General features: G+C 57.5%; 24 protein-coding genes and 1 pseudogene. 11 read left to right on the top strand and 14 right to left on the bottom strand.

Annotated features, from left to right (window positions below; all coding sequences use genetic code 11):
- Positions 1–12 precede the first annotated feature (12 nt).
- Together fmdA and IGS16_RS16475 are read left to right on the top strand one after the other, a co-directional pair.
- A complete protein-coding gene (fmdA, locus tag IGS16_RS16470; protein WP_297087259.1) occupies positions 13–1,218 on the top strand; it encodes a formamidase in 1,206 nt (401 codons plus the stop codon).
- Between the two features lie 129 nt (positions 1,219–1,347).
- Positions 1,348–1,608 (top strand): zinc ribbon domain-containing protein, encoded by a 261-nt coding sequence (locus IGS16_RS16475; RefSeq protein ID WP_297087261.1) that lies wholly within the window; start codon positions 1,348–1,350, stop codon positions 1,606–1,608.
- Here the strand turns inward: IGS16_RS16475 and uvrC are convergent.
- The 5 genes from uvrC to IGS16_RS16500 form a co-directional block, all read right to left on the bottom strand.
- Positions 1,605–3,524: an excinuclease ABC subunit UvrC gene (gene uvrC / locus IGS16_RS16480; protein WP_297087263.1), complete on the bottom strand. Its 1,920-nt coding sequence runs from the start codon at positions 3,522–3,524 to the stop codon at positions 1,605–1,607. The two genes, IGS16_RS16475 and uvrC, sit on opposite strands and share 4 nt — an antisense overlap.
- Before the next feature lie 288 nt (positions 3,525–3,812).
- Positions 3,813–4,160 carry a DUF86 domain-containing protein gene (locus tag IGS16_RS16485; protein ID WP_297087265.1) on the bottom strand — a complete coding sequence of 116 codons (348 nt, stop codon included), beginning with the start codon at positions 4,158–4,160 and terminating at the stop codon, positions 3,813–3,815.
- A complete protein-coding gene (locus IGS16_RS16490) occupies positions 4,157–4,450 on the bottom strand; it encodes a nucleotidyltransferase family protein (RefSeq protein ID WP_297079348.1) in 294 nt (97 codons plus the stop codon). Before IGS16_RS16490 ends, IGS16_RS16485 begins: the two co-directional genes overlap by 4 nt.
- Positions 4,451–4,567: 117 nt before the next feature.
- Positions 4,568–5,890 carry an AAA family ATPase gene (locus tag IGS16_RS16495; protein ID WP_297087267.1) on the bottom strand — a complete coding sequence of 441 codons (1,323 nt, stop codon included), beginning with the start codon at positions 5,888–5,890 and terminating at the stop codon, positions 4,568–4,570.
- Positions 5,887–8,043: a CHASE2 domain-containing protein gene (locus IGS16_RS16500; protein WP_297087269.1), complete on the bottom strand. Its 2,157-nt coding sequence runs from the start codon at positions 8,041–8,043 to the stop codon at positions 5,887–5,889. Before IGS16_RS16500 ends, IGS16_RS16495 begins: the two co-directional genes overlap by 4 nt.
- 131 nt (positions 8,044–8,174) lie before the next feature.
- On the opposite strand from IGS16_RS16500, the gene IGS16_RS16505 reads away from it, so the two are divergent.
- Entirely contained in the window at positions 8,175–9,062 is an 888-nt protein-coding gene (locus IGS16_RS16505; RefSeq protein ID WP_297087271.1) for a shikimate dehydrogenase, read from the top strand.
- A 49-nt stretch (positions 9,063–9,111) separates the two neighbouring features.
- Here the strand turns inward: IGS16_RS16505 and accC are convergent, their stop codons facing one another.
- The 7 genes from accC to IGS16_RS16540 form a co-directional block, all read right to left on the bottom strand.
- On the bottom strand, positions 9,112–10,458 hold the full coding sequence (gene accC / locus IGS16_RS16510) for an acetyl-CoA carboxylase biotin carboxylase subunit (protein ID WP_205370882.1): 1,347 nt from the start codon (positions 10,456–10,458) through the stop codon (positions 9,112–9,114).
- A gap of 60 nt (positions 10,459–10,518) precedes the next feature.
- Entirely contained in the window at positions 10,519–10,659 is a 141-nt protein-coding gene (locus IGS16_RS16515; RefSeq protein ID WP_297087274.1) for a hypothetical protein, read from the bottom strand.
- A gap of 164 nt (positions 10,660–10,823) precedes the next feature.
- On the bottom strand, positions 10,824–11,540 hold the full coding sequence (locus IGS16_RS16520; protein WP_297087276.1) for a heme oxygenase (biliverdin-producing): 717 nt from the start codon (positions 11,538–11,540) through the stop codon (positions 10,824–10,826).
- A gap of 379 nt (positions 11,541–11,919) precedes the next feature.
- On the bottom strand, positions 11,920–12,354 hold the full coding sequence (locus IGS16_RS16525) for a hypothetical protein (protein ID WP_297087278.1): 435 nt from the start codon (positions 12,352–12,354) through the stop codon (positions 11,920–11,922).
- Between the two features lie 106 nt (positions 12,355–12,460).
- Complete coding sequence (bchM, locus tag IGS16_RS16530) at positions 12,461–13,144, bottom strand: magnesium protoporphyrin IX methyltransferase (RefSeq protein WP_297087280.1); 684 nt, start codon at positions 13,142–13,144, stop codon at positions 12,461–12,463.
- A 42-nt stretch (positions 13,145–13,186) separates the two neighbouring features.
- Positions 13,187–13,711 carry a phycobiliprotein lyase gene (locus tag IGS16_RS16535; RefSeq protein WP_068508510.1) on the bottom strand — a complete coding sequence of 175 codons (525 nt, stop codon included), beginning with the start codon at positions 13,709–13,711 and terminating at the stop codon, positions 13,187–13,189.
- A gap of 180 nt (positions 13,712–13,891) precedes the next feature.
- Positions 13,892–16,096: a S8 family serine peptidase gene (locus tag IGS16_RS16540; protein WP_297087282.1), complete on the bottom strand. Its 2,205-nt coding sequence runs from the start codon at positions 16,094–16,096 to the stop codon at positions 13,892–13,894.
- A gap of 203 nt (positions 16,097–16,299) precedes the next feature.
- On the opposite strand from IGS16_RS16540, the gene IGS16_RS16545 reads away from it, so the two are divergent.
- The 7 genes and pseudogenes from IGS16_RS16545 (at position 16,300) to IGS16_RS16580 (ending at position 21,514) form a co-directional block, all read left to right on the top strand.
- Positions 16,300–16,968 carry a hypothetical protein gene (locus IGS16_RS16545; protein ID WP_297087283.1) on the top strand — a complete coding sequence of 223 codons (669 nt, stop codon included), beginning with the start codon at positions 16,300–16,302 and terminating at the stop codon, positions 16,966–16,968.
- A gap of 118 nt (positions 16,969–17,086) precedes the next feature.
- A complete protein-coding gene (locus IGS16_RS16550; protein WP_297087285.1) occupies positions 17,087–17,347 on the top strand; it encodes a BolA family protein in 261 nt (86 codons plus the stop codon).
- Positions 17,348–17,485: 138 nt separating this feature from the next.
- Positions 17,486–17,809: a Grx4 family monothiol glutaredoxin gene (grxD, locus tag IGS16_RS16555; RefSeq protein WP_068508515.1), complete on the top strand. Its 324-nt coding sequence runs from the start codon at positions 17,486–17,488 to the stop codon at positions 17,807–17,809.
- A gap of 75 nt (positions 17,810–17,884) precedes the next feature.
- Positions 17,885–18,625 (top strand): hypothetical protein, encoded by a 741-nt coding sequence (locus IGS16_RS16560; RefSeq protein WP_297087287.1) that lies wholly within the window; start codon positions 17,885–17,887, stop codon positions 18,623–18,625.
- Between the two features lie 65 nt (positions 18,626–18,690).
- Positions 18,691–19,562, top strand: a pseudogene (locus IGS16_RS22390) (MBL fold metallo-hydrolase).
- Between the two features lie 31 nt (positions 19,563–19,593).
- The gene (locus IGS16_RS16575) at positions 19,594–20,622 is read left to right on the top strand and encodes a DUF5357 family protein (protein WP_297087293.1); all 1,029 of its coding nucleotides are present in this window, start codon (positions 19,594–19,596) and stop codon (positions 20,620–20,622) included.
- Between the two features lie 112 nt (positions 20,623–20,734).
- On the top strand, positions 20,735–21,514 hold the full coding sequence (locus tag IGS16_RS16580; RefSeq protein ID WP_297087295.1) for an ABC transporter permease subunit: 780 nt from the start codon (positions 20,735–20,737) through the stop codon (positions 21,512–21,514).
- 19 nt (positions 21,515–21,533) lie between these two features.
- Here the strand turns inward: IGS16_RS16580 and purQ are convergent, their stop codons facing one another.
- Together purQ and purS are read right to left on the bottom strand one after the other, a co-directional pair.
- Entirely contained in the window at positions 21,534–22,232 is a 699-nt protein-coding gene (gene purQ, locus IGS16_RS16585; protein ID WP_297087296.1) for a phosphoribosylformylglycinamidine synthase subunit PurQ, read from the bottom strand.
- 7 nt (positions 22,233–22,239) lie between these two features.
- Positions 22,240–22,500 carry a phosphoribosylformylglycinamidine synthase subunit PurS gene (gene purS / locus IGS16_RS16590; RefSeq protein WP_297087298.1) on the bottom strand — a complete coding sequence of 87 codons (261 nt, stop codon included), beginning with the start codon at positions 22,498–22,500 and terminating at the stop codon, positions 22,240–22,242.
- 243 nt (positions 22,501–22,743) lie between these two features.
- Between purS and IGS16_RS16595 the strand changes: the two genes are divergently transcribed.
- Positions 22,744–23,166: a Fur family transcriptional regulator gene (locus tag IGS16_RS16595; protein ID WP_297087686.1), complete on the top strand. Its 423-nt coding sequence runs from the start codon at positions 22,744–22,746 to the stop codon at positions 23,164–23,166.
- The last annotated feature ends 8 nt before the right edge of the window (positions 23,167–23,174 follow it).

The following is a 23,174-nucleotide window of genomic DNA, read 5'->3' on the forward strand; positions in this document are numbered from 1 at the left end:
AGAGGTTTTCCTATGCCGAAGACGTTATTTAAGATAGATTTAACCAAGCCAATGAACGAGCAAGAATTGCCTGGGCACAATCGCTGGCATCCAGACATTCCCGCCGTGGTGTCTGTCAATCCGGGGGATATCTTTCGGATTGAATGCAAAGACTGGACAGACGGTCAAATCAAGAACAACGACAGCCCTGATGATATTCGCGATGTGGATTTGACCGTGGTGCATGTCCTCAGCGGGCCAATCTGGGTCAATGGGGCCCTGCCAGGCGATATTCTTGTGGTTGACCTGCTAGACATTGGGGCTTTGCAAGGGGACGAATGGGGCTTTACAGGTATTTTTGATAAGAAAAATGGGGGTGGCTTTTTGACAGATCATTTCCCAAATCCTGCGAAAGCAATTTGGGATTTTCAAGGCATTTACACTACCTCAAGACATATTCCAGGGGTGCGGTTTGCAGGCATTATTCACCCTGGACTGATCGGCTGCGCTCCCTCTCACGAACTACTGAAAACCTGGAACCAGCGCGAAGCCGAACTGGTACAGACTGCGCCCGATTTGCGAACCTACGGAGCGGGGCTTTCAGGCGATGCACCCGTCCTGGCTGCCTTGCCGAACCCGACGAACGCCATTCTAGGTACGCTTCCTGCGTCTGAGTATGGGCGAGTTGCGGCCGAAGCGGCGCGAACCGTGCCACCGCGAGAACATGGAGGCAACTGCGATATTAAGAACCTCTCGAAGGGCACGCGCATTTACTTCCCGGTTTACGTCGAAGGCGCAAAGCTTTCGATGGGCGATATTCACTTCTCCCAAGGGGATGGAGAAATTTCGTTTTGCGGTGCGATCGAAATGTCGGGCTATATCGATCTGCATGTGGACATTATCAAGGGCGGCATGGAGAAATATGGCATGGTGAATCCTATCTTTAAGCCGGGCCCTGTTGAACCCAGATATTCGGAATACCTGGTTTTTGAGGGAATTTCGGTCGATGAATTCACGGGCAAGCAATATTACATGGATGTCCACATTGCGTATCGGCGGGCCTGTTTGAATGCGATTGAGTATTTGAAGAAGTTTGGCTATACGGGCGAACAGGCTTATCTATTGCTCAGTTGCGCCCCGGTGGAAGGGCGGGTGAGCGGCATTGTAGATATTCCAAATGCCTGCGCGACGCTGGCGATTCCGACAGAAATTTTTGACCAGAATATCTTACCTGTTTAGCGATCGCCCCTTTTGTCCTACTGCCTCGCCCCGCTACCTTTTTTAGGTATCGCATTTTAGGTATCGCAGAGAAGGAGCTAAAGGTAAAAACTGAAAGTATGAACCAAAATTGCAGGATGCAGAACAACTATGCCGTTATACGAATTTCGCTGTCCGGAGTGTGGCATTTTTGATCAGTGGCGATCGCTCGATGAGCGCAACCTCCCTGCTGAATGTCCCACCTGTCAGCAGCCAGCCCAGCGCATTTTCTCGCCGCCGGCCATCCTGTCAGGCTCTCTCCGCCTCAAGCAGGAAGCGAAGGAACCCAAACTGATTCAGCGCACAGAAGAGCGATCGCCCCCAAGGGTCAAAAATCACACCGGGGGTCGCCCGTGGATGATTAGCCACTAGGATGATGCTGATTCCGCTTTCAGTTCATCTTCCCGATCCTGCTGCGGATGGAAGTAGTCGTAAATCTGCTGCGCCATTTTGGGGCCGATGCCGGGGACTTCGGTGATTTGTTGGGCAGTGGCTTCGCGCAGATAGTCGATCGAGCGGAAGTGGGCCAGAAGCTGCTTTTGACGGTGATGCCCCAGACCCGGAATATCCTCCAGGCGAGAGCGCCTCATGCGATCGCTCCGCTGCTGTCGGTGGAAGCTGACGGCAAAGCGGTGTGCCTCATCGCGCAGTCGCCGCAAAAGCTGCACCCCCGGCTGCTCGGCCTCCGTTGTCAGCGGCAGCGATTCCCCCGGCAGAAAAATCTCTTCGCGCTGCTTGGCCAGGCTAACCACCTTTACATCCTCTAGCAGGTTCATTTCTCGCAGCACGGCCACCACCGCCGAAAGCTGCCCCTTGCCGCCGTCGATCATCACCAGGTCAGGAAAATCAGGATTGCCCACTCGCTGGAGGTTTGGGTCCTGGGCATAGCGGCGGAAGCGGCGCTGAATCACTTCTGCCATGCTGGCAAAGTCGTCGGAGTGGCCCGACTTCACGGTGGGATTTTTGATTTTGTAGCGGCGATAGTGCTGCTTGGCGGGCATTCCGTCGATAAACACGACCTGGGACGCGACGGCATCCGACCCCTGAATATGGGAAATGTCGTAGCCCTCAATGCGGTGGGGCAGGTCGGGCAGGTCGAGGATTTCTGCCAGGTCGAGCATGGCCTGGTTGTTGCGGTCGGCAAAGCGCTGGGTACGAGCCAGTTCATAGCCTGCGTTGCGCTCCACCATGTCGATCAGGTCGGCTTTGGTCTGGCGCTGGGGCAGGAAGATGTGAACTTTGCGCCCGCGCCGCTGGGTGAGAAATTCGGCCAGAATGTCGCCGTCGGGCAGCTCATGCTGCACCAAAATTTCTGCGGGAATCTCGATCGCCTCCACGGTTTGATAATGTTCTTCCAGCACCCGCTGCAAGATGGCTCCTGGCGTGCCCGACTGGGCATCCGCCACAAAGCCCAACCGCCCCACCAGCCGCCCCGCGCGAATTTGAAAAAGCTGGATACAGGCGTGGTGTTCGTCGGCCGCTAGGGCGATCGCATCTCGTGACACCGTATCATCCGGCGTTTGCACCTTTTGATCTGCCCCCAGGGATTGAATGCCGCGAATCTGGTCGCGCAGCCGCGCCGCATACTCAAAGTTCAGATCTTCGGCCGCCTTTTCCATTGCCGTTGTCAGGATGGCTTCTAGCTCCTGGGTGCGTCCTTGAAAGATCATCGCCACCTTTTGCAGCGTCTTGCGATAGTCCTCCGGGCTAATCAGCCGCTGACACACCCCAGGACAACGCCCAATGTCATAGTTCAGGCAGGGGCGGTCTTTAAATAGCGGCTGGGGACGCTGGCGCAGCGGAAACACCCGCTTGACCAGGTTCAGCGTGCGCCGCAGCAGCCCCACATCGACATAGGGGCCGTAGTAGCGATCCTTGCTGTTGAGCTTGCGCTTACGGGTGATGAAGATGCGCGGATACTCTTCGCTCCAGGTGATACAGAGAAACGGATACTTCTTGTCATCCTTCAGCAGCACGTTGAAGTGGGGCTGGTGCTGCTTGATCAGATTGGCCTCTAGCGCCAGCGCTTCGGCTTCGGTATCCGTTACGATGAACTCAATTTCCACCACCTGCTTGGTCATGCAGGCGATTCGATGTTCTCGGTAGGGGTCTTCCCGAAAATACGACCGCACGCGGCTCCGCAGGCTTTTGGACTTGCCGATGTAGATGATGTTATCGGCAGCATCGCGCATAAAATAAACCCCCGGCTCTTGAGGAATTTCCTTGAGCCGCGTCTCCAGGCGTTCCGGGTCTTTGAGTAGAGGCGTGAGAGGAGGCAATGAGGGCACGCGGGAAAGGGGGGTTAGAGATGGGGCGGGTTGATTTTAGATTTTAGATTGACGATTTTGGATTGCCAATCTGATGCATTAATCTGATACACGGTCAGCTTTCCAGCTATTCCATATGATCCGGGGGGAGAGGTCAGACGTTGAGCGTCGAGACCAAGAGCGTCGAGACTAAGCTGTGTGTACTGCCATATGTACTACTATTTTAGGCGGCTATACAGTCGGCGGGGATTAGAGAAATCTGACGGTCTATTTTAGCCAACTAGATAATGTGATATTTTCTCTTAGTTATTACTTTTCTAAAGTTTCTAAAATGCCAGAAACCATAATTTTTAGCTGGGGAATGTCCTCCTGAACCGCCTTCCAAATAATCGCTACATCTGTATTGAAATAATCATGAATCAGCTTGTCTCGCATTCCGGCAATGTCCCGCCAGGGAACACTCGGATATTGATTTCTAACTGAATCAGGGATGCGCTTCACCGCTTCACCAATAATCTCAATTGCCCTGGAAACTGCAAAGATTTTTTCTAGATTCTGCGAGAAAGTTTCAAACTCAAGACTATTCGTGAACTGTTCAATCGCATTAACAGCATCCAGTATATCCTGCAAATAGTTTGCAACATCTCGCTGGCTCAAACGTAGACAACCTCTGCCAAAATTCGCTTGCCAATACGGGGCTTTAAACCAGCCTTATGTACCAGATCGACCTTAACCCCTAGAGTGTCGCTGAGATAGTTTTCCAAATTGATGAATTTCAGCAAGCTCGGTGTTTCAGAAAACTCAACTAGCACATCCACATCGCTGGTTTCGGTCTGTTCTTGCCTAATGTAGGAACCAAAAATGCCTAACTCTCGAACCTTGTAATGATCTTCTAAGAATGGTTTGTTTTGTATAAGCCGCTGTTGAATCTCCTCCAGCGTTTTCATCAAAGCCAACCCCCTTAATGCCGAGTAAAACCCATAATCTAGATTAACTTGCTTTGTTCTGGATAGGAGTAGTGTATCAGCCAGCACTTTATGGATTCAGTCCTTATAACGCCGCAGTTATTGAAATAGGAAGAGGCGCTGGGCGGCGCGGGTGACGGCGACGTAGAGGAGTTGGTTGCGTTCGCGGATGTTGCGGTTGATCAGGGCGTTGGGCACATCTACAAACACGTTTTGGAAGGTTGACCCCTGGGACTTGTGAATCGTCAGGCAGTAGGCGTAGTGGACATCGGCAAAGGCGCTTTTGAGATGCCAGAACTCGCTCCAGCGCTTGTCTTTGGCGTAGGCATCGAGCAGGCGGGCGTATTGTCCCTGGCTGAGTTCGTGGAGGACGCTGAGGCTGCGATGTTTGCTGTCGTCCGTCAGGACATGCAGCCGCCAGACGTGCCAGTCGCCCTCGTCGGTGGTTTCGACGGACAGGACTTCGCACTCGCTGGAGGTTTGCAGAATCACGGACTCGCCGACGATGTAGGGCGTGTTGGCGACGAGGCGATCGCCCTTCACAAAGCGCGGCGTTTTGTCTCCGTGGATGGCGCGGCGGATCTTGTGGTTTAGCTCCCGGACGCGCTGGTTGGTGTAGGCGAGGGCGCGGACGTAATCGGGGTCTGCTTGATAGGACTCGCTCTGGAAGGCGCGGATTAACAGGCGTTCCCAGTCCATGCGGCGGGCGACGATTACGCCTTCGGTGCGATCGCCATTGGCATTTGTCTCAAAATTGGGCAGCTCGGGGCGGGTGAGGTTGTTGCGGATGGATTCGGCCAGGAGGGCGATCGCCCCGCCATAGCGCACCACTTCGGTCAGGTCGGAGCGGTGGTGAATCTGGCTGAACACCAGCGATTCTGGTTCGCCAATGGGCGGCAGTTGGGCAATATCGCCGACGAATAGAATCTGCGTTTGGCTGAGGAGGCTATTGACGGCGTTGGTGAGCAGTCCCCACATTTCCGCGTTGATCATGGAGGCTTCGTCTACCACCACGAGATGATAGCGGTCGAAGTGGTTCTCGCTGTCGCGATCGGGCTTAAAGACCTGCGTGCCTGAAACCGAGTCAATTTCTGGCCGCAGCCCCAGCAGCTTGCAACAGGTCATGCAGTCGATTTCGAGCTGCCACTCGTCGGCCATCCGCTCTAGAACTTTGGTCGCTTTGTTGCTAAAAGCAGTCAGGACGATGCGGCGGCGGTCTCCTTTGTCGCGCAGGCGGCGGATCAGGGCTTGCAGCAGCGTGGTTTTGCCTGTGCCCGCGTAGCCCGTCAGCAGATAGAGCTTTTCGCTGCTGCGGGTAAACTTCTCCAGTTCGCGCAATGCTTTGCGCTGCTGACGGTTGAGCCGGATTCCAGGCAGCGGGTTGGCGATGTCCTTGTCCTTGGAGGAGGGAGCAGGGGTCATGGCGAGTGCCCCCGACGACCAAGGTCAGTGATCAGGGTTTTGTCCCAAACGAGGCGGGTGAGGTCGGTGTCCAGCTTGGACTCCCGATAGATGCGATGGGCCGCAGATCCTACCGTGGCCAGCGTGAGGGCGATCGCTGGCGTAGCCACCGGAATCCACACCTGCTGCCCAAACAGCCAAATGCTGCTGCCGATGAGAATGCCGATTGCCGCCACGCCGCCCGCACCCAGCCCGGCCGGATGTCTCAGAAACCAGCCCAGCCCGCCGCCCACGACAACCCAGCCAATGATCCACAGCCCCTCTGCCCAATCGGGCCAATAGCCCATCAGCCGCCGCCCGTCTTGCACCAGGCTCAACAACTGGCTGGTGATTTGGGCATGGATGACCACACCCGGCATCTGGTGTTCGGTCTGCTGGCCAGCGCTGAAGGGCGTGTAGTACAGGTCTTTGCCGCTGGGGGCAGTGGTGCCAATGAGCACAATGCGATCGCGCACCTGATCCGCCGCCACGCGCCCGTTCAGCACATCGGCAAATGCCACCACGGGCGCAGGCGCAGCAGGCGATCGATAGCGCAGCAAAAGCTGATAGCCGCCCGCATCGAGCCGCTGATAGCCGCCCGCAGTCGATTCGAGCGGGGGCAGCGGAATGCCTCCCAATTCCGCAACGCCAGGATTGGTAGAACTGGTGCGGAGTCCTAAGTTTTCACTCGCCAGATACTTTTGCGCCAGCCGCACGGCAAAGGAATGAAACTCGCCGCCAAAAATCAGCCCCCGCCGCACGACCCGATCGGCATCCACCAGCAAATCGCTAAAGCCCACCTGCACAGGCGGCACTCCGGGCGGCGGCGGAATTTGGGGCGTGGCAACGCTGCCCAACTGCATGAAGGTGATGACCTTGGGCGATCGCAGTTCTTCCAAAAGCGCTGCTCGACCCGGTTCCTGGGGCAAATCGCGCCACAGCCCCAGCCCGATGACCCGTGGCTCTGCCCGTTGCAGGGTTTGCAGCACCTTTGCCACGTCAGCATCCGACGGTGTAGCCCGCCCCAGCGCTTGCAAATCTGCCTCAGAAATACCCACGATGAGCAGGCGATCGTCTGGCGGCAGGGCGGGTTGCAACCGGGTCATCTGGTCGTAGGCGAGGCGCTCTAGGGGTTCCGTCCAGCCGAGGTGTTTTAGCCCCAGGGACAGGGCGGCGGCGGTGGCCGTGGCGATCGCCAGGCCCCGCCAGCCCATCCGCAGGCGATCGCGCCAAGACAGCGGCGGCAACGGCTGCGTGCGATGGGCAACCCCAGGCGGCAGCAGCGATGTGGGTGTATCGATCAAATCGGTGGGCAGGTCTGCCAGTTGCGCCAGGGCGTGCTGCACCTCTGCCACCGACTGATAGCGCTGGCTAAAGTCATAGCGCACCAGATAGTCGAGAATCAGCTTCAGACCGGGGCTAATCTCTGTTGCCTGGTGCTGCCAGAGGACATCTAGGGTTTCTGGGTCTTCTGGCAATTGCGATGGCAAGCAGCCCGTCACGGCTTGCACTACGGTCATTCCTAGGGCATAGAGGTCGCTGCAATAGCGGGGTCGCCCCATGAGCTGCTCGCTGGGCGTATAGCCCTGGGTGCCAATGCCCACGGTCACCTCGGTTTGTCCAGAAATACCCGTCAGCCGCGTCTGAATTTCTTTCACAGCGCCAAAGTCAATCAGCACCAGCTTGCCGTCGGATTTGCGGCGGATCAGGTTAGCGGGTTTGATGTCGCGGTGGATGACCTGATTTTGGTGGACGAAGCTCAGCACGTTGAGAACGTCGTGCAAGAGGGCGATCGCCTCGGGTTCCGAAAACTGCCGTCTGTCTGCAAACTCTTCGCTCAGCGCGTGCCCTTCGATGAATTCCTGCACCAGATAAAACTCTTCGCCCTCCTGAAACGAGTCGTAGAGTTCGGGAATCTGGTCGTGCTGCCCCAGGCGACGCAGCGTTTCCACCTCCGTATCAAACAGGCGACGCGCCACCACCAGCAGGTGCAAATCTTGGCTGACGGGCTTGAACTGCTTGACCACGCATCGGCGCGGCTGCTGCTCATCTTCGGCCAGGTAAGTCTGTCCAAAGCCACCTGCCCCCAAAATGGTAATAATGCGATAACGCCCGCCAAGCACAGTCCCCAGCATGGACAATTCGTTGCTCAGTGCTCAATAGATGTAATGATTCTGACACACATCCCTGATACAAAGGTTCGATTCGGATCTCCGACCTGTCTCCTCAACCTGCTCCCTCGATTTGCACCGCTGAAGCACCTATGATGACCGGGATTACTGGCACTACGAAACTTTTGGGCGTGATTGGACATCCCGTTTCCCACTCGCTCTCGCCCGTGATGCACAACGCCGCGATCGCCCATCTCGGTGTGGATTATGTATACTTGCCGCTGCCCGTTGCGCCGGAAGACCTGCCCCAGGCGATCGCCGGGTTTGCCGCCATCGGTCTGCGCGGCTTCAACGTCACGATTCCCCACAAGCAGGCTGTGATACCGTTTCTGAATCATATTTCAGAGATTGCCCAATCGGTGGGCGCGGTGAACACAATCTGGCGAACAGAAACGGGCTGGGCCGGCACCAATACCGATGTGGAAGGGTTCCTGTCGCCGCTGTTGACCCTGCCCCCAGAGCGATCGCCCGACTGGAGCCAGAGCGCAGCGGTGATTTTGGGAAACGGCGGCTCGGCGCGGGCCGTCGTCGCGGGTTGTGCCCAACTGGGCCTGGCGCAAATCCACGTCGTCGGGCGCGACCTAGACAAGCTCAAAGCCTTTCAGCAAAGCTGGCGAAACTCGCCGATTGCCGCGCTCTCGGTGCATCCGTGGGAGGATTTGCCGAAGCTCCTCCCCGGGGCAACTCTGCTGGTCAACACCACGCCCATTGGGATGCACCCCCATACTCAGGCTTCGCCGCTGGGTGCAGAGCCAGGGCTGACGATGAAATCGGGGATGAAATCGGGGGCGATCGCCTACGACCTGATCTATACCCCAAACCCCACCCGCTTTTTGCAGCAGGCCACTGCCCTTGGCGCAATGCCCATCAGCGGTCTGGAAATGCTGGTGCAGCAGGGAGCCGCCGCCCTGCGTCTGTGGCTGGGGCAGGAGGTTCCGGTCGAGGTCATGCGGCAGGCGTTGATTGAGCAGTTGAGGGGCTAAGGGAAAAGGTGACCGGGTTGGCAGGGTTCATGCTCAGGTCAGCCCGCGCCTACCGTTGCATGATCTGCTCCACAAAATTGGTGTAAACGCGCCCGTCTGCAAAATCCTGCGTTTCCAGAATCCGCTGGTGGAAGCCGATGGTGGTGGGCAGCCCGGTAATGGCAAATTCGCGCAGGGCACGCTTCATGCGGCGGATGGCGGTGGGGCGATCGCTCCCCCAGACGATCAGCTTGCCGATCAGCGAGTCGTAGTAGGGCGGAATTTCGTAGTCCGTGTAGACATGGGAATCAATGCGAACGCCGTTGCCACCGGGGGGCAGGTAGCCGCTGATGCGTCCGGGGGCAGGGCGAAAGTTTTGGTCTGGGTCTTCGGCGTTGATGCGGCACTCGATGGCGTGGCCGCGCAACTGCACCTGCTCTTGGGTGAGTCGGAGGCGATCGCCCTGGGCCACGCGAATCTGCTCAGCGATCAGGTCCATTCCAGTAATCATCTCCGTGACGGGATGCTCGACCTGGATGCGCGTATTCATTTCCATGAAATAGAACTGACCGGAGGCATCCAGCAGAAACTCGATCGTGCCCGCGCCGAGATAGTTGATCGCTTGGGCCACGCGCACCGCCGCTGACCCCATTTTTTCCCGCAGTTCCGGCGTGAGGGCGGGGCTGGGCGCTTCTTCGAGCAGCTTTTGGTGGCGGCGCTGAATTGAGCAGTCGCGTTCGCCCAGGTGAATCACGTTGCCATAGCCGTCGGCAAGAATCTGAAACTCGATGTGGCGGGGCCGCTCGATAAATTTCTCTAGATACACACCGGGATTGCCAAAGGCTGCTTCGGCCTCGCCCTGGGCAGCCAGAAAAGACTTGACCAGATCCGCCTCGCTGCGAACCAGCCGCATTCCCCGGCCGCCGCCGCCCGCCGTAGCTTTGATGATGACGGGATAGCCAATTTTGCGGGCGATCGCCAGTGCTTCTTTCTCGTCGGTCAACAGCCCATCGCTCCCCGGCACAGTGGGCACGCCGATCCGCTGCATCGTTTCCTTGGCCGTAGACTTGTCGCCCATCGCCCGCATTGCAGACGGAGAGGGACCGATGAAGGCGATCTGGTGATCGGCGCAAATCTCTGCAAAGCGAGCATTCTCCGCCAAAAAGCCATAGCCCGGATGAATCGCGCTGACGTTGCGGGTCAGCGCTGCCGCGATGATATTGGGAATGTTCAAATAGCTCTTGCTGCTGGGCGGCTCGCCAATACACACCGCCTCATCCGCAAGCTGCACATGCAGCGCATTGCGGTCAATGGTAGAATGCACTGCCACAGTGGCAATGCCCATCTCTTCGCAAGTCCGCAAAATGCGGAGGGCAATCTCACCACGGTTGGCAATCAGAATCTTTTCAAAACGCATCTCGTAAGGCCCGGCGCAAGGAATCAACGGCCAGGGATTGACTAGCCAGTGTTTTGAATTTTACGCCGAATCGGGGCCCAGGGTTGAGGGATGGGGTTCAGGGTCGGTTTCAGGAGTTAGAACAAGGTCGGGCGATCGCCCCACATCGGCAAAAAACAGCGTTACTTCTAGCTGTACAAGTCCTGGCTGTGCAAAAACCATGTTGTAAAAAACAATCGGGTCAATCCTTTTGGCCAGAACGCTCGGCTTCAGTGCGAACGCTCCAACCCAAAAGACTCACCCGATTTTTCGGGATGCCGCATGAGAACCCCAAATGAGTCCCCAAGTTGCAATCCCTAAATTTGAATCTCTGATCCTCTGAATCCCTACTCTGCCGTTGCCAGTTCGGTGCTGCCGCGACGGGTGCGGCGAGTGAGCAGGTTAAAGAGCTGAATGCCGATTGCCTTGATCAGGTTGCCTTCTAGCTCTTTGAACATGGACATATTCATGCCAAAGGCGGCGTTGGCTTCGTCCACGATGCGGTCGGCGGTGGCTTCGTCCACGGGGAGGCTGTCGAGGCGATCGCGGTACATCACCTTAAACGCCTTCTCATCGGGAATCTGCTCAAACTCATAGAAGCTGGTGCCCTGGCCCTCCGACAGATTCATCGCGTTCTGAGCAATTTTCTTGAGAATTTGCCCCCCAGAGAGGTCGCCCAGATAGCGGGTGTAGAGATGGGAGATCAGCAGTTCGGGAGCCTCGTTCGACACCTCCCGAATGCGAGCCACATAGTCTTGCGCGGCGGTCGAGGGCGCAACCTGATCTCTCCAATTGGAACCGAAGTAATAGGTCAGGTCTTTTTCTAGGCTGGCTTTGCGGTTTAGCTCTGGAAAATAGAGATGAGAGAGCAGCGGATGTTCACGGTGGCGCTGCATTTCTTCTTCCATCGCAGAATAGACAAAATAGAGATTCGCCACCAGCTTGCGATAGGAGGTGGGTTCTACCGTGCCTTTTAGAAAACAGGCGACAAAGCCCGTATTCTCCGCCATAGAGTGAGACTTTTTGGTTCCCTCGCGGAGTTTGGATGCTAAATTGCTGCTCATGCTAAATGTCCTGCTAAATATCCCAACTAAATGCGTCTACTAGCGAAAATCCACTAGCGGTTTAGGTGCCTTTTCCAGCGCGTTTTGACAGCTTTCTTAACCAGCTTAATCGACACAACTCGACGCTCTGGGGCAGGAAACCCAGACTTTTGCTCCGGTTTCCCGATCCTTACGCCCGACTTGCGCCCAACATGAACCCAACACGCCAGCGCTGAAGGACTGCATCGGGTAATGGCGTGTTTCCTCTCGAATTGGCACTAAACCGTTGCAAAGAGCACCTAAATTGTTACAGTAGTCTGATTTGATGAGAGTTTTTGTTAAAAATTCTTACGCTCTGTCGGCTGAACCTATAGTCAAGACAGATAGTCAAGACAGGTAGTTAAGACAGGTCTTGGGGCGGCTCGAACTGACGCAGCGGAAAGCGATAAAACACTCCGCCTTGCTCATCTACTTCAAAGTTGGCCTCAAACTCTTTTGCCCGCTCGTCCAGGTATTGCTTGGCCATGTTGCCTGATATGTTGGCGGCCATGGCAAACTGCATCACGCTGAAGCAGCCGTTATGGGCCCGCGCCGTTTCAAAGAAAAGACTGCGGAGGCGATCGCTCTCCTCCTCTCGCCAATCTCGGCGCAAACCCCAGAGCAGCCAGCCACCCCCAAGCATCATCGGCACCCCCAGCATCAGCCCACCCAGCAGCATGTCTCGCCGTTCTTCAGGGGGTTCGCTTTCGTCAAATGGCGCAAGGGCCGCCACCATCAGAAACAGCATACTCAGACTGAGCAGCACACCAGAGGCTATTTGACGAAGAAGTTTCATAGGTCGGGTGAATAGCGCAAACGAATAGATGAGCAATGCACCCGTAGAATGCCCTGAATCAGTCGCTTAGGAAACCCCGTGGCAAGGCAAAAGCGATTGCCAACGCTTAGCGAACGGCCTCCAGCAGGCGCGAAAAGTAAAACTGCGTCTTGGTCATGGCATTGCGCTTCACCGTCCAGCCCTGGCTTTCCAGCACGGTAACCACATCCGCTTCGCGGTGCAGATAGGCGCGGGTGGCCTTACTAGGGCCGGGGAAAAAATCGCCAATTTTCTTCAGCAGACTGTAGGCCAGCGTCTTGGGCGCAAAGCTGAGCATCAGCCGCGACTCTGCTAGGGAACCCAGGTGGGCAATCATGCGCGCTGCCTCTTCCTGAGGATAGTGGATCAGCACGTCCAGGCAAACCACCGTATGATACTTGCCGCTGAGCGACTCCAGATCTTGCACGGCAAAGGTGGGATTGCCGGACAGACCCAACGCTTCGGCTCGCTCCTTTGCTTCGCCCACCATCTTTTCAGAAATGTCGCTAGAGAAGACCGTTGCGCCCATCTGCGCCAGAGGAATGCTGAGGCTGCCCACGCCACAGCCCGCATCGCAAATCGTCAAGGCACTGGCGTTGTCGTCTTCTCTGATCCAGCCCAGCACGGTGTCCACAGTTTGCTGGTGGCCTTTGCGGATATCAAGCTGGACTTTGTTCACCTCGCCGTCGCCGTAGATGCGTCGCCAGCGGTCAAATCCGGTCGCGTTGAAATAGTCCCGGACGATGGTTTTGTCGTCGAGTGTGTTGGTCATTCGGGGTTAGGGGTCAGGTTTAGAGAAGGGAATTCAGGCAGGCTATTTTGCACCACCCATGCGGATTTCGGAGCAAAAGGTGGCCATGCTAAAGCCGCCGAAGCGCTTGAGGATGCTCGTACGCAGGCGCAGATTGGGGCTGGCAAACCAGAGTCGCTCTTCGGAATACATGGTTTCGTATTCGGTAATCAGCGTTAGGGAGTCGTCATCGCCCATGACGTAACGTCCGGCCACGGGGGCCTTTTCGGCGTATCCCTGTTCGCGCAGCATTTTGCCTTCGTTGGGCTGGTCGGCATCAGCAACGGGCACAATCACGGTGGAGCCTTCGTGCTTTTCTTTGTCCCACTCCATCGTGCCATCCCAAGTGACGCGGGCCCCGCACAGCGCCAGGGCCGGGTCGATTTCATATTGCTGGCACAGCGCAACGACGGCCGGGTCATCCTTGCTCAGCAGGTCGATGACGATGTCGGACTTGCCGCTCTCCGTTTGCTTGAACGCGAGGTGATGGCTGGTGCGCTGGGAGAACCATTTGCCGCTGCTCTGTTCAAAAAATTCGACGATATCCATTGTTGTTTTGTGAGGATTAAAACCTAAATTCTGGTCAAAGCGAAACCTGGGCGGGCAGCGGCTTCACAGAGCGCGATGTCCTGCAACATTCCTTATCTTATAGCGATCGCCCCCCTCAATTTGCACCGTCTCTGGAAATCGCCGAAAGCGGCGGCTGTTTAGCAATGTGCCTAAATGTGCCTAAAAGCCCAAATTTAACTGCCAGCCCAGCAGCCGCCCGACGTGCTGCGGCGCACAGTCTACCAGTCGCAGTTGCCACACGCCCCGGGCTGAGCGGTTTAGCACCGTCCGCAGCAGTGGCGTGGTTTGCAGCGTGTAGGTGGTTTGCAGGCGGGTGCGGCGGCCAAGGGTGCGGCTTTGCAGCAGGATGGGTTCGCCTTGGGGCGGCAGCAGGGTGATTTCCAGGTCGCCCAGGTAGCTGTGTTCTACGTCTACGGTAATTCGCAGGTCGCGCAGGGGGCGATCCGCGCGATCCCCACGAGAATCGCCCTGCACTTGCAGGATGCTGGTTGCGCCGCGGGGGGTGTCGTCGGGAATGGCGACGGGGGTAGTGTTGGAAAGTGACTGCCATTCTGTAGGGGCGATCGCTGCCGGAATCCTGCGCCGTGCTGCCTCCACCGCCCGCGCCGCATTTACCTTGCCATAGCCAAACCACTTGGAATGACCGCTGGCATCATAGGTGCCAAAGCGCAATCCCAGTTGGGGGTCGGGATCGGGGTCCACGATTTTGTCGGCGGTTTCCTGCAAAATCTGCTTCACCTCTCGCGCCGTCAAGTCTGGATTGACCGACAGCACCAGCGCCGCCACGCCCGCCACCACCGGGCAGGCGCTCGATGTGCCGCCGAAGGTGTTGGTAAAGCTGCCTGGATCGTAGCCCGCCGCCCCCAGGCGATCGGTCGTGAACACGCCCACCCCCGGCAGTGCCGCCCGAATTTGTGGGCCCGTGTAGGTGTAGCCCGTCTGCGGCAGCCACATCCCCGGCGGCGCGTTGTTGCTGGGGGCGGCGACCGAAATCGCGTCGCCCCAGTTGCTATAGGCGGCTTTTTTGTCGAGGCTGGTGCTAGCCGACACGGCGATTACGTCGGGATGCACCGCAAACCCGTTCAGCCACTGGGTATTGCCCCGCAGGACGTTGTTCACCCAGCCCTGCTCGTTGACTGTGCCGCTGGTGGGGCGGTTGGCGTTGCCCGCCGCAAAGACGACGACGCAGCCCTTGCCGCCGCGCCCTTGGGTTGCCGCCCGGTTAATCGCCGCCCGCTGCCGCAGCGACAGGGGAAAGTAGGCCGCGCTGGCCCCCCAGCTACAGGAAATGACCGCCGCCCCTTTTTGCAACGCCCAGTCAAACAGCGACTCGATCGCCTGATCGTCCAGAAATCCAGTGGTGCGGAGCGGCATCAGGCTGCATCCGGGCGCAACGCCAACGATGCCAAACTGGTTTTCTTCGGCGATCGCCACGCCCGCGCAGGCCGTGCCGTGGTTTTCGTGGGAGGCCTCTGGCAGCGGCAGATTGGTTTGCAGCTTAAAGTCTCGCGGCTGCACGATCTTTCCTGGCCCCTGAAAGTCGGGATGGTTCAGATCAAAGCCGTCGTCGGTGACAGCTACGACAACGGCCCGACTGCCCCGCGTGATGTCCCAGGCAGGTTCAACAGAAATGTGGGCCGTCGGCGCAATCTGGGAGCCGCCCTGGGTTTGCAGATACCACTGGCGGGGATATTCTGGCTCCTGGGGGCGATAAAGCTGCTGGGCGCGGATGACGATGTTGGGTTCCGCCAGCAGCACATCCGGGCGGTGCATGAGTTGGTTGGCCAGCTTGATTGGGTTTGCCCTGGCTTGCGGGGTTACCTCAAACACGTAGGTCTGGGGAATGCCGACGACGGGCTGGGCGGGCTTGAGGCCCAATTCGAGGGCGATCGCCCCCATTGCTTCCGTCGTCACGCTGTTGGCAAACTGCACCGTTAGCTCATCGGTCAGGTAAACCCGCGTCTGGGGATTTTGCGCCAGTTGATAGACATGGCTGGCAAAGGCAACGTACCGATGCGCCCTGGCCCGGTCGATTCCGGCATCTGCCTGGCCCGCTGCCGTTTTCACCTCGATCAAGTCCACGCCGGGAACCGGACGCAGAGATTCTACGTCTAGCTGCTGAACCCAGTCCTCAAGGGTCATTTCGGCGGGAGCATCTGCCGTCGGGCGAAACGTAAAGCGATCGCCCAGCTTTTGCAGCCGCAATTCCTCGCCACCCCGCTGCAAAATCATGCCCTCCTGCTCTACCAACACGCCAGAGGCAGGCGGCATCGCGTCTACCGGATTTCCTTCTGCCTGAAAATCGTCCCCACCCCTCGGCGATGAACCGGAAGACGGGCGATCGGGCGGCACAGATCCAGTCATAGGGGTCTACTCAACTTCAAACGACAATAAACCCTCAGTACATAGCACAATTGGTTGCGCTCAGTGCTTTTTGGTCACGAAGTTTAAGCAAGAATAAATAGACAAAGCATCCGAGTGGTAGTATTTACTCTGTGCATTCGCAGGTGCATTTGGTCAGGTTCACGTCTATTCTCTTCAACCTTCTCAAGTCTACGCAGAGGCCCATGGTATCTTTCAACGCCCTTCGTCCACGCTCCTTGACCTGGCTTTTGGCGATGCCCGCCGCAGTCGCGACTGCGCTTGTTTCCAGCGTCGTTGTCGCCCAAACGCCCAGCCCTGCTGACCCCGATGCGGGCTTGCAGCAGCTTGAGCCAGTCACCCCTGCAAACCCCAGCCTTCCGGCTCCCAATGTCACCCCCAGCAATCCTGATGACCTCCGTCCGCTGGCTCAGGACGGCAGCCTGTTGAGCGTGCGATCGGGTCAGCGAATGCTGGAAGAAGCCCGCGCCGCAGCAGCCGTGCAAAACTATGATCTGGCCGTGCGGCGGCTGCAAGAAGCCCGCCAGGTTTTCAACCAACTGTCTAATTTCTACCAAGAGCTATTTAATAGCTTCACGGCAATCGACAACCGCATCGCCGACAGCCAGCGCCGTAGCGCCTTAGAAACGGCTCAACTGCGGGACGAAGCCACCTATCAACTTGCCCTGGTTCACCGGGCCCAAAACAAGCCTGACCTGGCTGTCCCGCTGCTGGTGCAAATCGTTCGCAGCCAGAACCCCACTCGTGATTTGGGGCAGCGGGCCTATCGCCAGCTTTATGAACTGGGCTTTGTTGATTCGCCCTTCCCCCGCAACCAAGATCCCGCTTCGACCTCCACTGCACCGCGTCAGTAGGGAAGCAGGCTCAGCAGTCTCTTGAAGTGACTCTTGAGGCAGCGTTTGAGACTGCTCATGGGATAGCCTGGCTTTAGGCAGCATAATGCTTTAGGCAGCACAATCTAGGAGCGCGGAGATGATTAGTCCCAGCCAGGTAGAGGCGATGATTAAAGAAGCAATGCCCGACGCGCAGGTGCAGATTCAAGACCTGACGGGCGGCGGTGACCATTATCAGGCGATTGTGGTTTCTTCAGCGTTTGAGGGCAAAAGCCTGATCCAGCAGCACCAGTTGGTGTATCGCGCGGTTGGCCCAGCGATGGCATCGGAAGCCATTCACGCCCTCTCGCTGAAGACCTACACCCCCGAATCCTGGGCCGCAGGGCAGGCGGCTTCCTGATTCAACTGAGATGAGCGTGGGGAGGTTCGCAGGATTGAGCCTCCCCGCTACACTATTAGCAGGATGCGGAACTTTAGAAAGCTACGCATTTGAAGTCTGCACTTTCCCAACTCTTCAGAACTTTTTCTACACAAGACCATGACTCCAGAACTCAAAGCCAGAATTGACGATCTGATTGCCCAAAACAAAATTCTGGTTTTCATGAAGGGCAATAAGCTGATGCCCCAGTGCGGCTTTTCTAACAACGTTGTGCAAATTTTGAATTCTCTCGGTGTGCCCTACGAAACGGTAGATGTGCTGGAAGACTATGAGATTCGGCAGGGCATCAAGGAATATTCAAGCTGGCCGACGATTCCCCAGGTGTATATCAATGGGGAATTTATTGGCGGGTCGGACGTGATGATCGAGCTGTATCAGCAGGGCGAACTTCAGCAAAAAGTCGAGGTGGCGCTCGCATCTTAGGATGGATGTTGGGTCGAGCGATCGCCCCTAAGCTTGAGAGTATAGATCTCAAGAGAAAAGTCTCCAGGGAAAAGTATGACCGAGCCAGGGAACTCCCGGTTTTGTGTTCAGAATGTGGTTCACAATGTGGGCGAGGCGATCGCCAACGCAGTCTCTTCAGCCAGTAACGTCGCCGCCACCGTTGCCGATACCGCCGTCACCACGGCGGAAGCAGCCGTCAGAACGGTCGTTCCTGATGCTCACAACTGGGTCGAACGGGGCACGGAAGCCGTTGGCCGCATCGCCACGCCGATTGCGGAAAATCCGCTGGTTAAGGGGGCGACTCAGGTGCCAGGGCTGAAGTGGCTGCTGGCATCCTTGGGGCAGGTCAGCCTGACGGAAGTGCGAACCGATGTGGCTGCGCTCCAACAGCAATACCCTGCCGAAACGCCCCGACAGTTGGCGCGACGTATCATCTCCGATACGGCTATGAAAGCGGCGGGCATTGGTTTGGCGACCAACATTGCACCACCGATTGCGTTGGGTCTTTTGGGCATTGAGATTGCGGCGATCAGCGCCCTCCAAGCGGGGATGATTTACCGCATTGCTGCCGTTTATGGTTTTGAGCCAGAAGATCCGGCGCGGCGGGGCGAGGTGATGACGCTGTGGGGCGTGTCGAGCAGCAGTTCTGGCGTGGTGAAGGCGGGAGTCAGCTTGGTGGAAGCGATTCCCTTTGCTGGGCCGGCCGTCAGCATCGGGAGCAACGCCTCACTTCTTTACGGGCTGGGCTACGCGGCGGTTCGCTTCTATGAAAATAAGTTGGCAAAGGGAGAATAAGTTGGCAAAGGGCGATCGCCCACCCCCCTGACGCTCTCTCCAATTCGCAACTGCATTTGGATGCTATGGCACACCTCACCCAGCGCCGCCCCGAAAACGTGAGTGGTGATTTCTACGTCGATTCCACCTGCATCGACTGCGATACTTGTCGGTGGATGGCTCCTGAAACTTTTTATGAGGCAGGCGCTCAGTCGGCCGTCTATCATCAGCCGACGACGGCAGCAGAGCGCTTACGGGCGATGCAGGCCTTGCTGTCTTGCCCCACTGCTTCGATTGGAACGGTCGAAAAGCCTCAAGACATTCAACAAGTCCAGCACAGTTTTCCAATTCCAATTACGGACACTGTTTCGCACTGCGGCTATCATGCCGAAAATTCCTACGGCGCGGCTAGCTATCTGATTCAGCGCCCTGAGGGCAATGTATTGGTCGATTCGCCCCGGTTTGCGCCGCCTTTGGTCAAGCGTTTAGAGGAACTGGGGGGTATTCGCTATTTGTATCTGACGCACCGCGACGATGTGGCGGATCATCAGAAATTTCATGACCATTTTGGGTGCGATCGCATTTTGCATCAGGATGACATCACCCGCGCCACACGGAGGTAGAGCTTCAGCTTTCTGGCAGCGAACCCGTTCAGCTTGCACCCGATTTGCTGATTATTCCGGTTCCTGGCCACACCAAGGGGCACACAGTATTGCTGTACGACAACCGGGTGTTGTTCACGGGCGATCACCTGGCCTGGTCTGCCGAACTCAACCATTTATATGCCTTTCGCCGCGCTTGCTGGTATTCCTGGCCAGTGCTAATGCAGTCGATGCAGCGGCTAACCCATTACTCATTTGAATGGGTGCTGCCGGGGCATGGTCGGCGCTATCAGAGCGATCGCCAGACGATGGCCGAACAACTGCAAAAGTGTCTTCTATGGATGGAAACTCAGTAGCATAGAATGGCTTGGCACATTATTTCCTGGCGTGCCAGGGCTACTGATTCTATCCATTGGCAGCAACGAACCGTTTTTTGTGAAAGAACTGCTCGACGAACTTTGGAACCAGTTGCGACCGCCCCGGACGTTTTCCTGGCAGACACTGGTGCTACTGAGCTTGTTTTCGTGGGCGCTGTCGATCTTAGTTGAGACGCTGATTCTCAAGGATTTGCTGTCGCGGTTTGGCTGGCTGTTTCTGACGGTCGGAGTTGGCTGGGCGCTGTCGGGCAACAAGCTAAATATCTTGGGGCTAGAAATCCAAACCGGGCCGTGGATCACGGGGGCGCTGGCCTGTGTGGTGCTGTTTGCAGGATGGGTGGGCGATTTGGGGCGCGTGGCGTGGGTCAGTTGGCCAATCTTTTCGGCAATTTCGGCGGCAGTACCCCACTTTTTCCCTCGGTTTACCTTCAGCATTCCCGACCCCAAGGTGCGGCAAGACCTGATCCTGCGGGCAGTGCTGGCGGGCACCATGAGCTGCTGGATTCAGTTTCATTTTGTGGTGCAGGATTGGCTGCGCGACTATCCGACGCTGTTGTCGGACGATTTTCGGCGGAGTGCGTTTGTCGTGCGCCTGGATGAAGATCAGCGCGACCCCAGCCGCAGCGTGCCCCGGGCAGAACTGCTGATGAATCTGGCGGAGGGCTATATCAGGGGATCGCTGGAGGGAATTCCCTGGAGTGACACCGAGCGCTGGCTGATTGCGCTGGATCAGCAAGTTCCAGCCCTGCAAGACTATGTCTTTGAGGTGGCAAACCGATCGACAGCCCAAGAACTAGCTGAGGATAGGCTCTGGCGATTTAGCGCGGTCGTACCTCCGGGCGAGCCGGAATATACCCTGCGGCTGCGGATGCTCTGGACGGGACCAACCAGCACCAATTTTCCCTATGTCTATGAAAAGGCTTGCCTGATTTCTCAGGTTACGCCGCCACTGGGTGCAGGCGAAGTGGTAGCGGGTGCGCCGCTGACGCGGGTGGAATGCAACCCCCTTCGACGCATTTCGCTGGCGCAACCGCCGTAAAATCGAAATGCAGCACGAACTGCCAAAGGGGTTTACAGCCAAAGCGGTTTGTGAGTGATACGCTTGCAGACGGCAGGCGAGTGGGCTTGGGACGTAAGGGAGTAAGGAGACGGTGAATCTCGGTCGCGTGTGGGTGATTGCCGTGAATGTGTTTCGTGAGGTGATTCGCGATCGCATTCTGTATTTGCTGGGCGTGTTTGCGATCGCGCTAGTGGCGATCGCCGCGCTGCTGCCCGAAGTGGCGGCGGGCACGGAACTGAAGATTTTGCTAGATGTGGGGCTGGCGGCCATCGGTCTGACGGGGCTGGTGATTGCCATTTTCGTCGGCACGGGCCTGGTGAACAAAGAAATCGAGAAGCGCACGGTTTATGTGCTGATTGCCAAACCCGTCAGCAAGGCAGAATTCATTCTGGGCAAACATTTGGGGCTATCGGCGGTGCTGGCTGTGCTGGTGGCCGCCATGACGCTGATTTTCGTAACGGTGGTCAGCTTTTATCGAGCGCCCTTTCCGCTGGCGAGCCTCTTGATTGCGGCGCTGTTCCAGTTTTTGGAACTCTCGCTGATGGTGGCGGTGGCGATTTTGTTTGGCGTGTTCACCAGTTCTCTGCTGGCGATCGCCCTCACGGTGGGCATTTACCTCATGGGGCACTTTAGCCGCGATCTGGTCAGCTTGGGCAATCTCAGCCAAAACCCGGTGATGGAGCGGATAACGCAGGGACTTTACCTGCTGCTGCCCGATCTGGCCCGGCTCAACCTGAAAAACCAGGCCGTATATGGCTTGGCGGCCCTGCCCCCAGCCTCAGAACTGTGGGCCAACGCGGCCTACGGGGTGCTGTATACAGCGCTGCTGTTGGCGATCGCCACGGTCATCTTTTCTCGCCGCCAGTTTTAGCCGCGTCCCGCGATCTCTCCTACACCCCCACGCTCAGCGCCGCCAGCACCCCTTCAAAGAGCTTCAGCCCGTCGGTATTGCCCAAAGCGGGGTCGGCGGCTCGTTCCGGGTGGGGCATCATGCCCAGCACATTGCCCCGGCGGTTGCAGATGCCCGCAATGTGGCCCAGAGATCCGTTGGGGTTGCTGGCTTCCGTCAGGGAACCGTCTGCCGCGCAATAGCGGAACAGAATTTGCTGATGATCTTCCAGAGCCGCCAGCGTGTCTGCATCGGCATAGTAGCAGCCTTCGCCGTGGGCGATCGGCAGCGTAATCACCTGCTGGGGTGCATAGCGCTGGGTCCAGGGCAAATCGACCCGCTCGACTCGCAGCGAAACGCGATCGCAGATAAAGTGCAAATCCCGATTTCGCACTAGCGCCCCCGGCAGCAGCCCTGCCTCTGTCAACACCTGAAAGCCATTGCAAATGCCCAGCACCAAACCGCCCCGCTCGGCGTGCTGCACCACGGCCTGCATCGCGGGCGAAAACCGGGCGATCGCCCCACAGCGCAAATAGTCGCCATAGCTGAACCCACCGGGCACAATCACCAGATCCAGCCCCGACAGGTCGCTCTCCTCATGCCACACCATCCGCGTTGGCAGCCCCAGCAAATCGCGGGTCACCATTGCCGCGTCGCGATCGCAGTTGGAGCCAGGGAAGACGATGACACCAGTGTTCATGAAGGGTTCAGGAGTTAGGGGTTAGCTCAAACCGATAATTCTCAATCACCGGATTGGCCAAAAGCTGGTCGCACATCCGGTCAAGCTGGGTGCGGGCATCGCTTTCGTCGGCAGCGGTGAGGGTCAGTTCTACATACTTGCCAATGCGAACCGGGCCCACATTGTCATACCCAAGGTGCTGGAGTCCGGACTGTACGGCGGTTCCGGCCGGATCGAGAACGGAGGGACGCAGCGTGACGTATACCTTAGCCTGGTAGGTCTGACTCATGGGAGGGGGCGGGTACAATGCGGCAGAGTGGCAGGGATTCAGCCCAGAAGCGTGCCAAACCCGCATCCCATTTTATAGCGCTTTGTAGCGTCTGGTGGCGATCGGAGCGCGATCGCCCCGCAGGTTCCCCCACAAGTGGATGGGCGATCGCGATTATGATGAGACAGAACGGGACTCACGATCCCACTGCGTCGAAACTCAATCATTCACGCTGCCGCATTGCCCAATCCACCTGAAACCATCATGAGAACGCGCCGCACCCGCAACCAAGAGCGAATTCTCACCTTGCTCAAGACTTTGAATCGGGCTGTTTCAGCGCAGGAAATCTTTCTGGAACTGCGAAAGGAGGGGCATAATATCGGGCTGGCGACGGTCTATCGGTCGCTGGAGGCCCTGAAGCTGGAGGGCGTGGTGCAAAGCCGTCAGATCAGCACAGGCGAAGCGCTCTACAGTTCCACGCAGGAAGATCGCCACCACCTGACCTGCCTGCGCTGCGGCAGTTCTCTGCCCATCGACGAGTGCCCGGTGCATGAACTGGAGGAGCAGCTCAATCAGTCCTACCGGTTCAAGATTTACTACCACATGCTGGAGTTTTATGGGCTGTGTACCCAGTGCCAGGAGGCGATCGCCAGCTCGACGCAGCAAGACCAAGGCGCAGTGGGTTAAATCCGTCC

Origin of the sequence: Thermoleptolyngbya sp. C42_A2020_037 (assembly GCF_015272455.1) — a bacterium.
Classification (GTDB): domain Bacteria; phylum Cyanobacteriota; class Cyanobacteriia; order Elainellales; family Elainellaceae; genus Thermoleptolyngbya.

Excerpts from the sequence above, each read along its gene's own strand:
- purS (WP_297087298.1), bottom strand. The coding sequence starts at position 22,500 with ATGAGTCAGACCTACCAGGCTAAGGTATACGTCACGCTGCGTCCCTCC.
- bchM (WP_297087280.1), bottom strand. The coding sequence starts at position 13,144 with ATGACCAACACACTCGACGACAAAACCATCGTCCGGGACTATTTCAAC.
- purQ (WP_297087296.1), bottom strand. The coding sequence starts at position 22,232 with ATGAACACTGGTGTCATCGTCTTCCCTGGCTCCAACTGCGATCGCGAC.
- IGS16_RS16500 (WP_297087269.1), bottom strand. The coding sequence starts at position 8,043 with ATGCTGGGGACTGTGCTTGGCGGGCGTTATCGCATTATTACCATTTTG.
- IGS16_RS16490 (WP_297079348.1), bottom strand. The coding sequence starts at position 4,450 with ATGAAAACGCTGGAGGAGATTCAACAGCGGCTTATACAAAACAAACCA.
- IGS16_RS16505 (WP_297087271.1), top strand. The coding sequence starts at position 8,175 with ATGACCGGGATTACTGGCACTACGAAACTTTTGGGCGTGATTGGACAT.
- accC (WP_205370882.1), bottom strand. The coding sequence starts at position 10,458 with ATGCGTTTTGAAAAGATTCTGATTGCCAACCGTGGTGAGATTGCCCTC.
- IGS16_RS16560 (WP_297087287.1), top strand. The coding sequence starts at position 17,885 with ATGACCGAGCCAGGGAACTCCCGGTTTTGTGTTCAGAATGTGGTTCAC.
- IGS16_RS16540 (WP_297087282.1), bottom strand. The coding sequence starts at position 16,096 with ATGACTGGATCTGTGCCGCCCGATCGCCCGTCTTCCGGTTCATCGCCG.
- grxD (WP_068508515.1), top strand. The coding sequence starts at position 17,486 with ATGACTCCAGAACTCAAAGCCAGAATTGACGATCTGATTGCCCAAAAC.
- IGS16_RS16520 (WP_297087276.1), bottom strand. The coding sequence starts at position 11,540 with ATGAGCAGCAATTTAGCATCCAAACTCCGCGAGGGAACCAAAAAGTCT.
- IGS16_RS16545 (WP_297087283.1), top strand. The coding sequence starts at position 16,300 with ATGGTATCTTTCAACGCCCTTCGTCCACGCTCCTTGACCTGGCTTTTG.
- IGS16_RS16525 (WP_297087278.1), bottom strand. The coding sequence starts at position 12,354 with ATGAAACTTCTTCGTCAAATAGCCTCTGGTGTGCTGCTCAGTCTGAGT.
- IGS16_RS16475 (WP_297087261.1), top strand. The coding sequence starts at position 1,348 with ATGCCGTTATACGAATTTCGCTGTCCGGAGTGTGGCATTTTTGATCAG.
- fmdA (WP_297087259.1), top strand. The coding sequence starts at position 13 with ATGCCGAAGACGTTATTTAAGATAGATTTAACCAAGCCAATGAACGAG.
- IGS16_RS16595 (WP_297087686.1), top strand. The coding sequence starts at position 22,744 with ATGAGAACGCGCCGCACCCGCAACCAAGAGCGAATTCTCACCTTGCTC.
- IGS16_RS16515 (WP_297087274.1), bottom strand. The coding sequence starts at position 10,659 with ATGGTTTTTGCACAGCCAGGACTTGTACAGCTAGAAGTAACGCTGTTT.
- IGS16_RS16550 (WP_297087285.1), top strand. The coding sequence starts at position 17,087 with ATGATTAGTCCCAGCCAGGTAGAGGCGATGATTAAAGAAGCAATGCCC.
- IGS16_RS16495 (WP_297087267.1), bottom strand. The coding sequence starts at position 5,890 with ATGACCCCTGCTCCCTCCTCCAAGGACAAGGACATCGCCAACCCGCTG.
- IGS16_RS16535 (WP_068508510.1), bottom strand. The coding sequence starts at position 13,711 with ATGGATATCGTCGAATTTTTTGAACAGAGCAGCGGCAAATGGTTCTCC.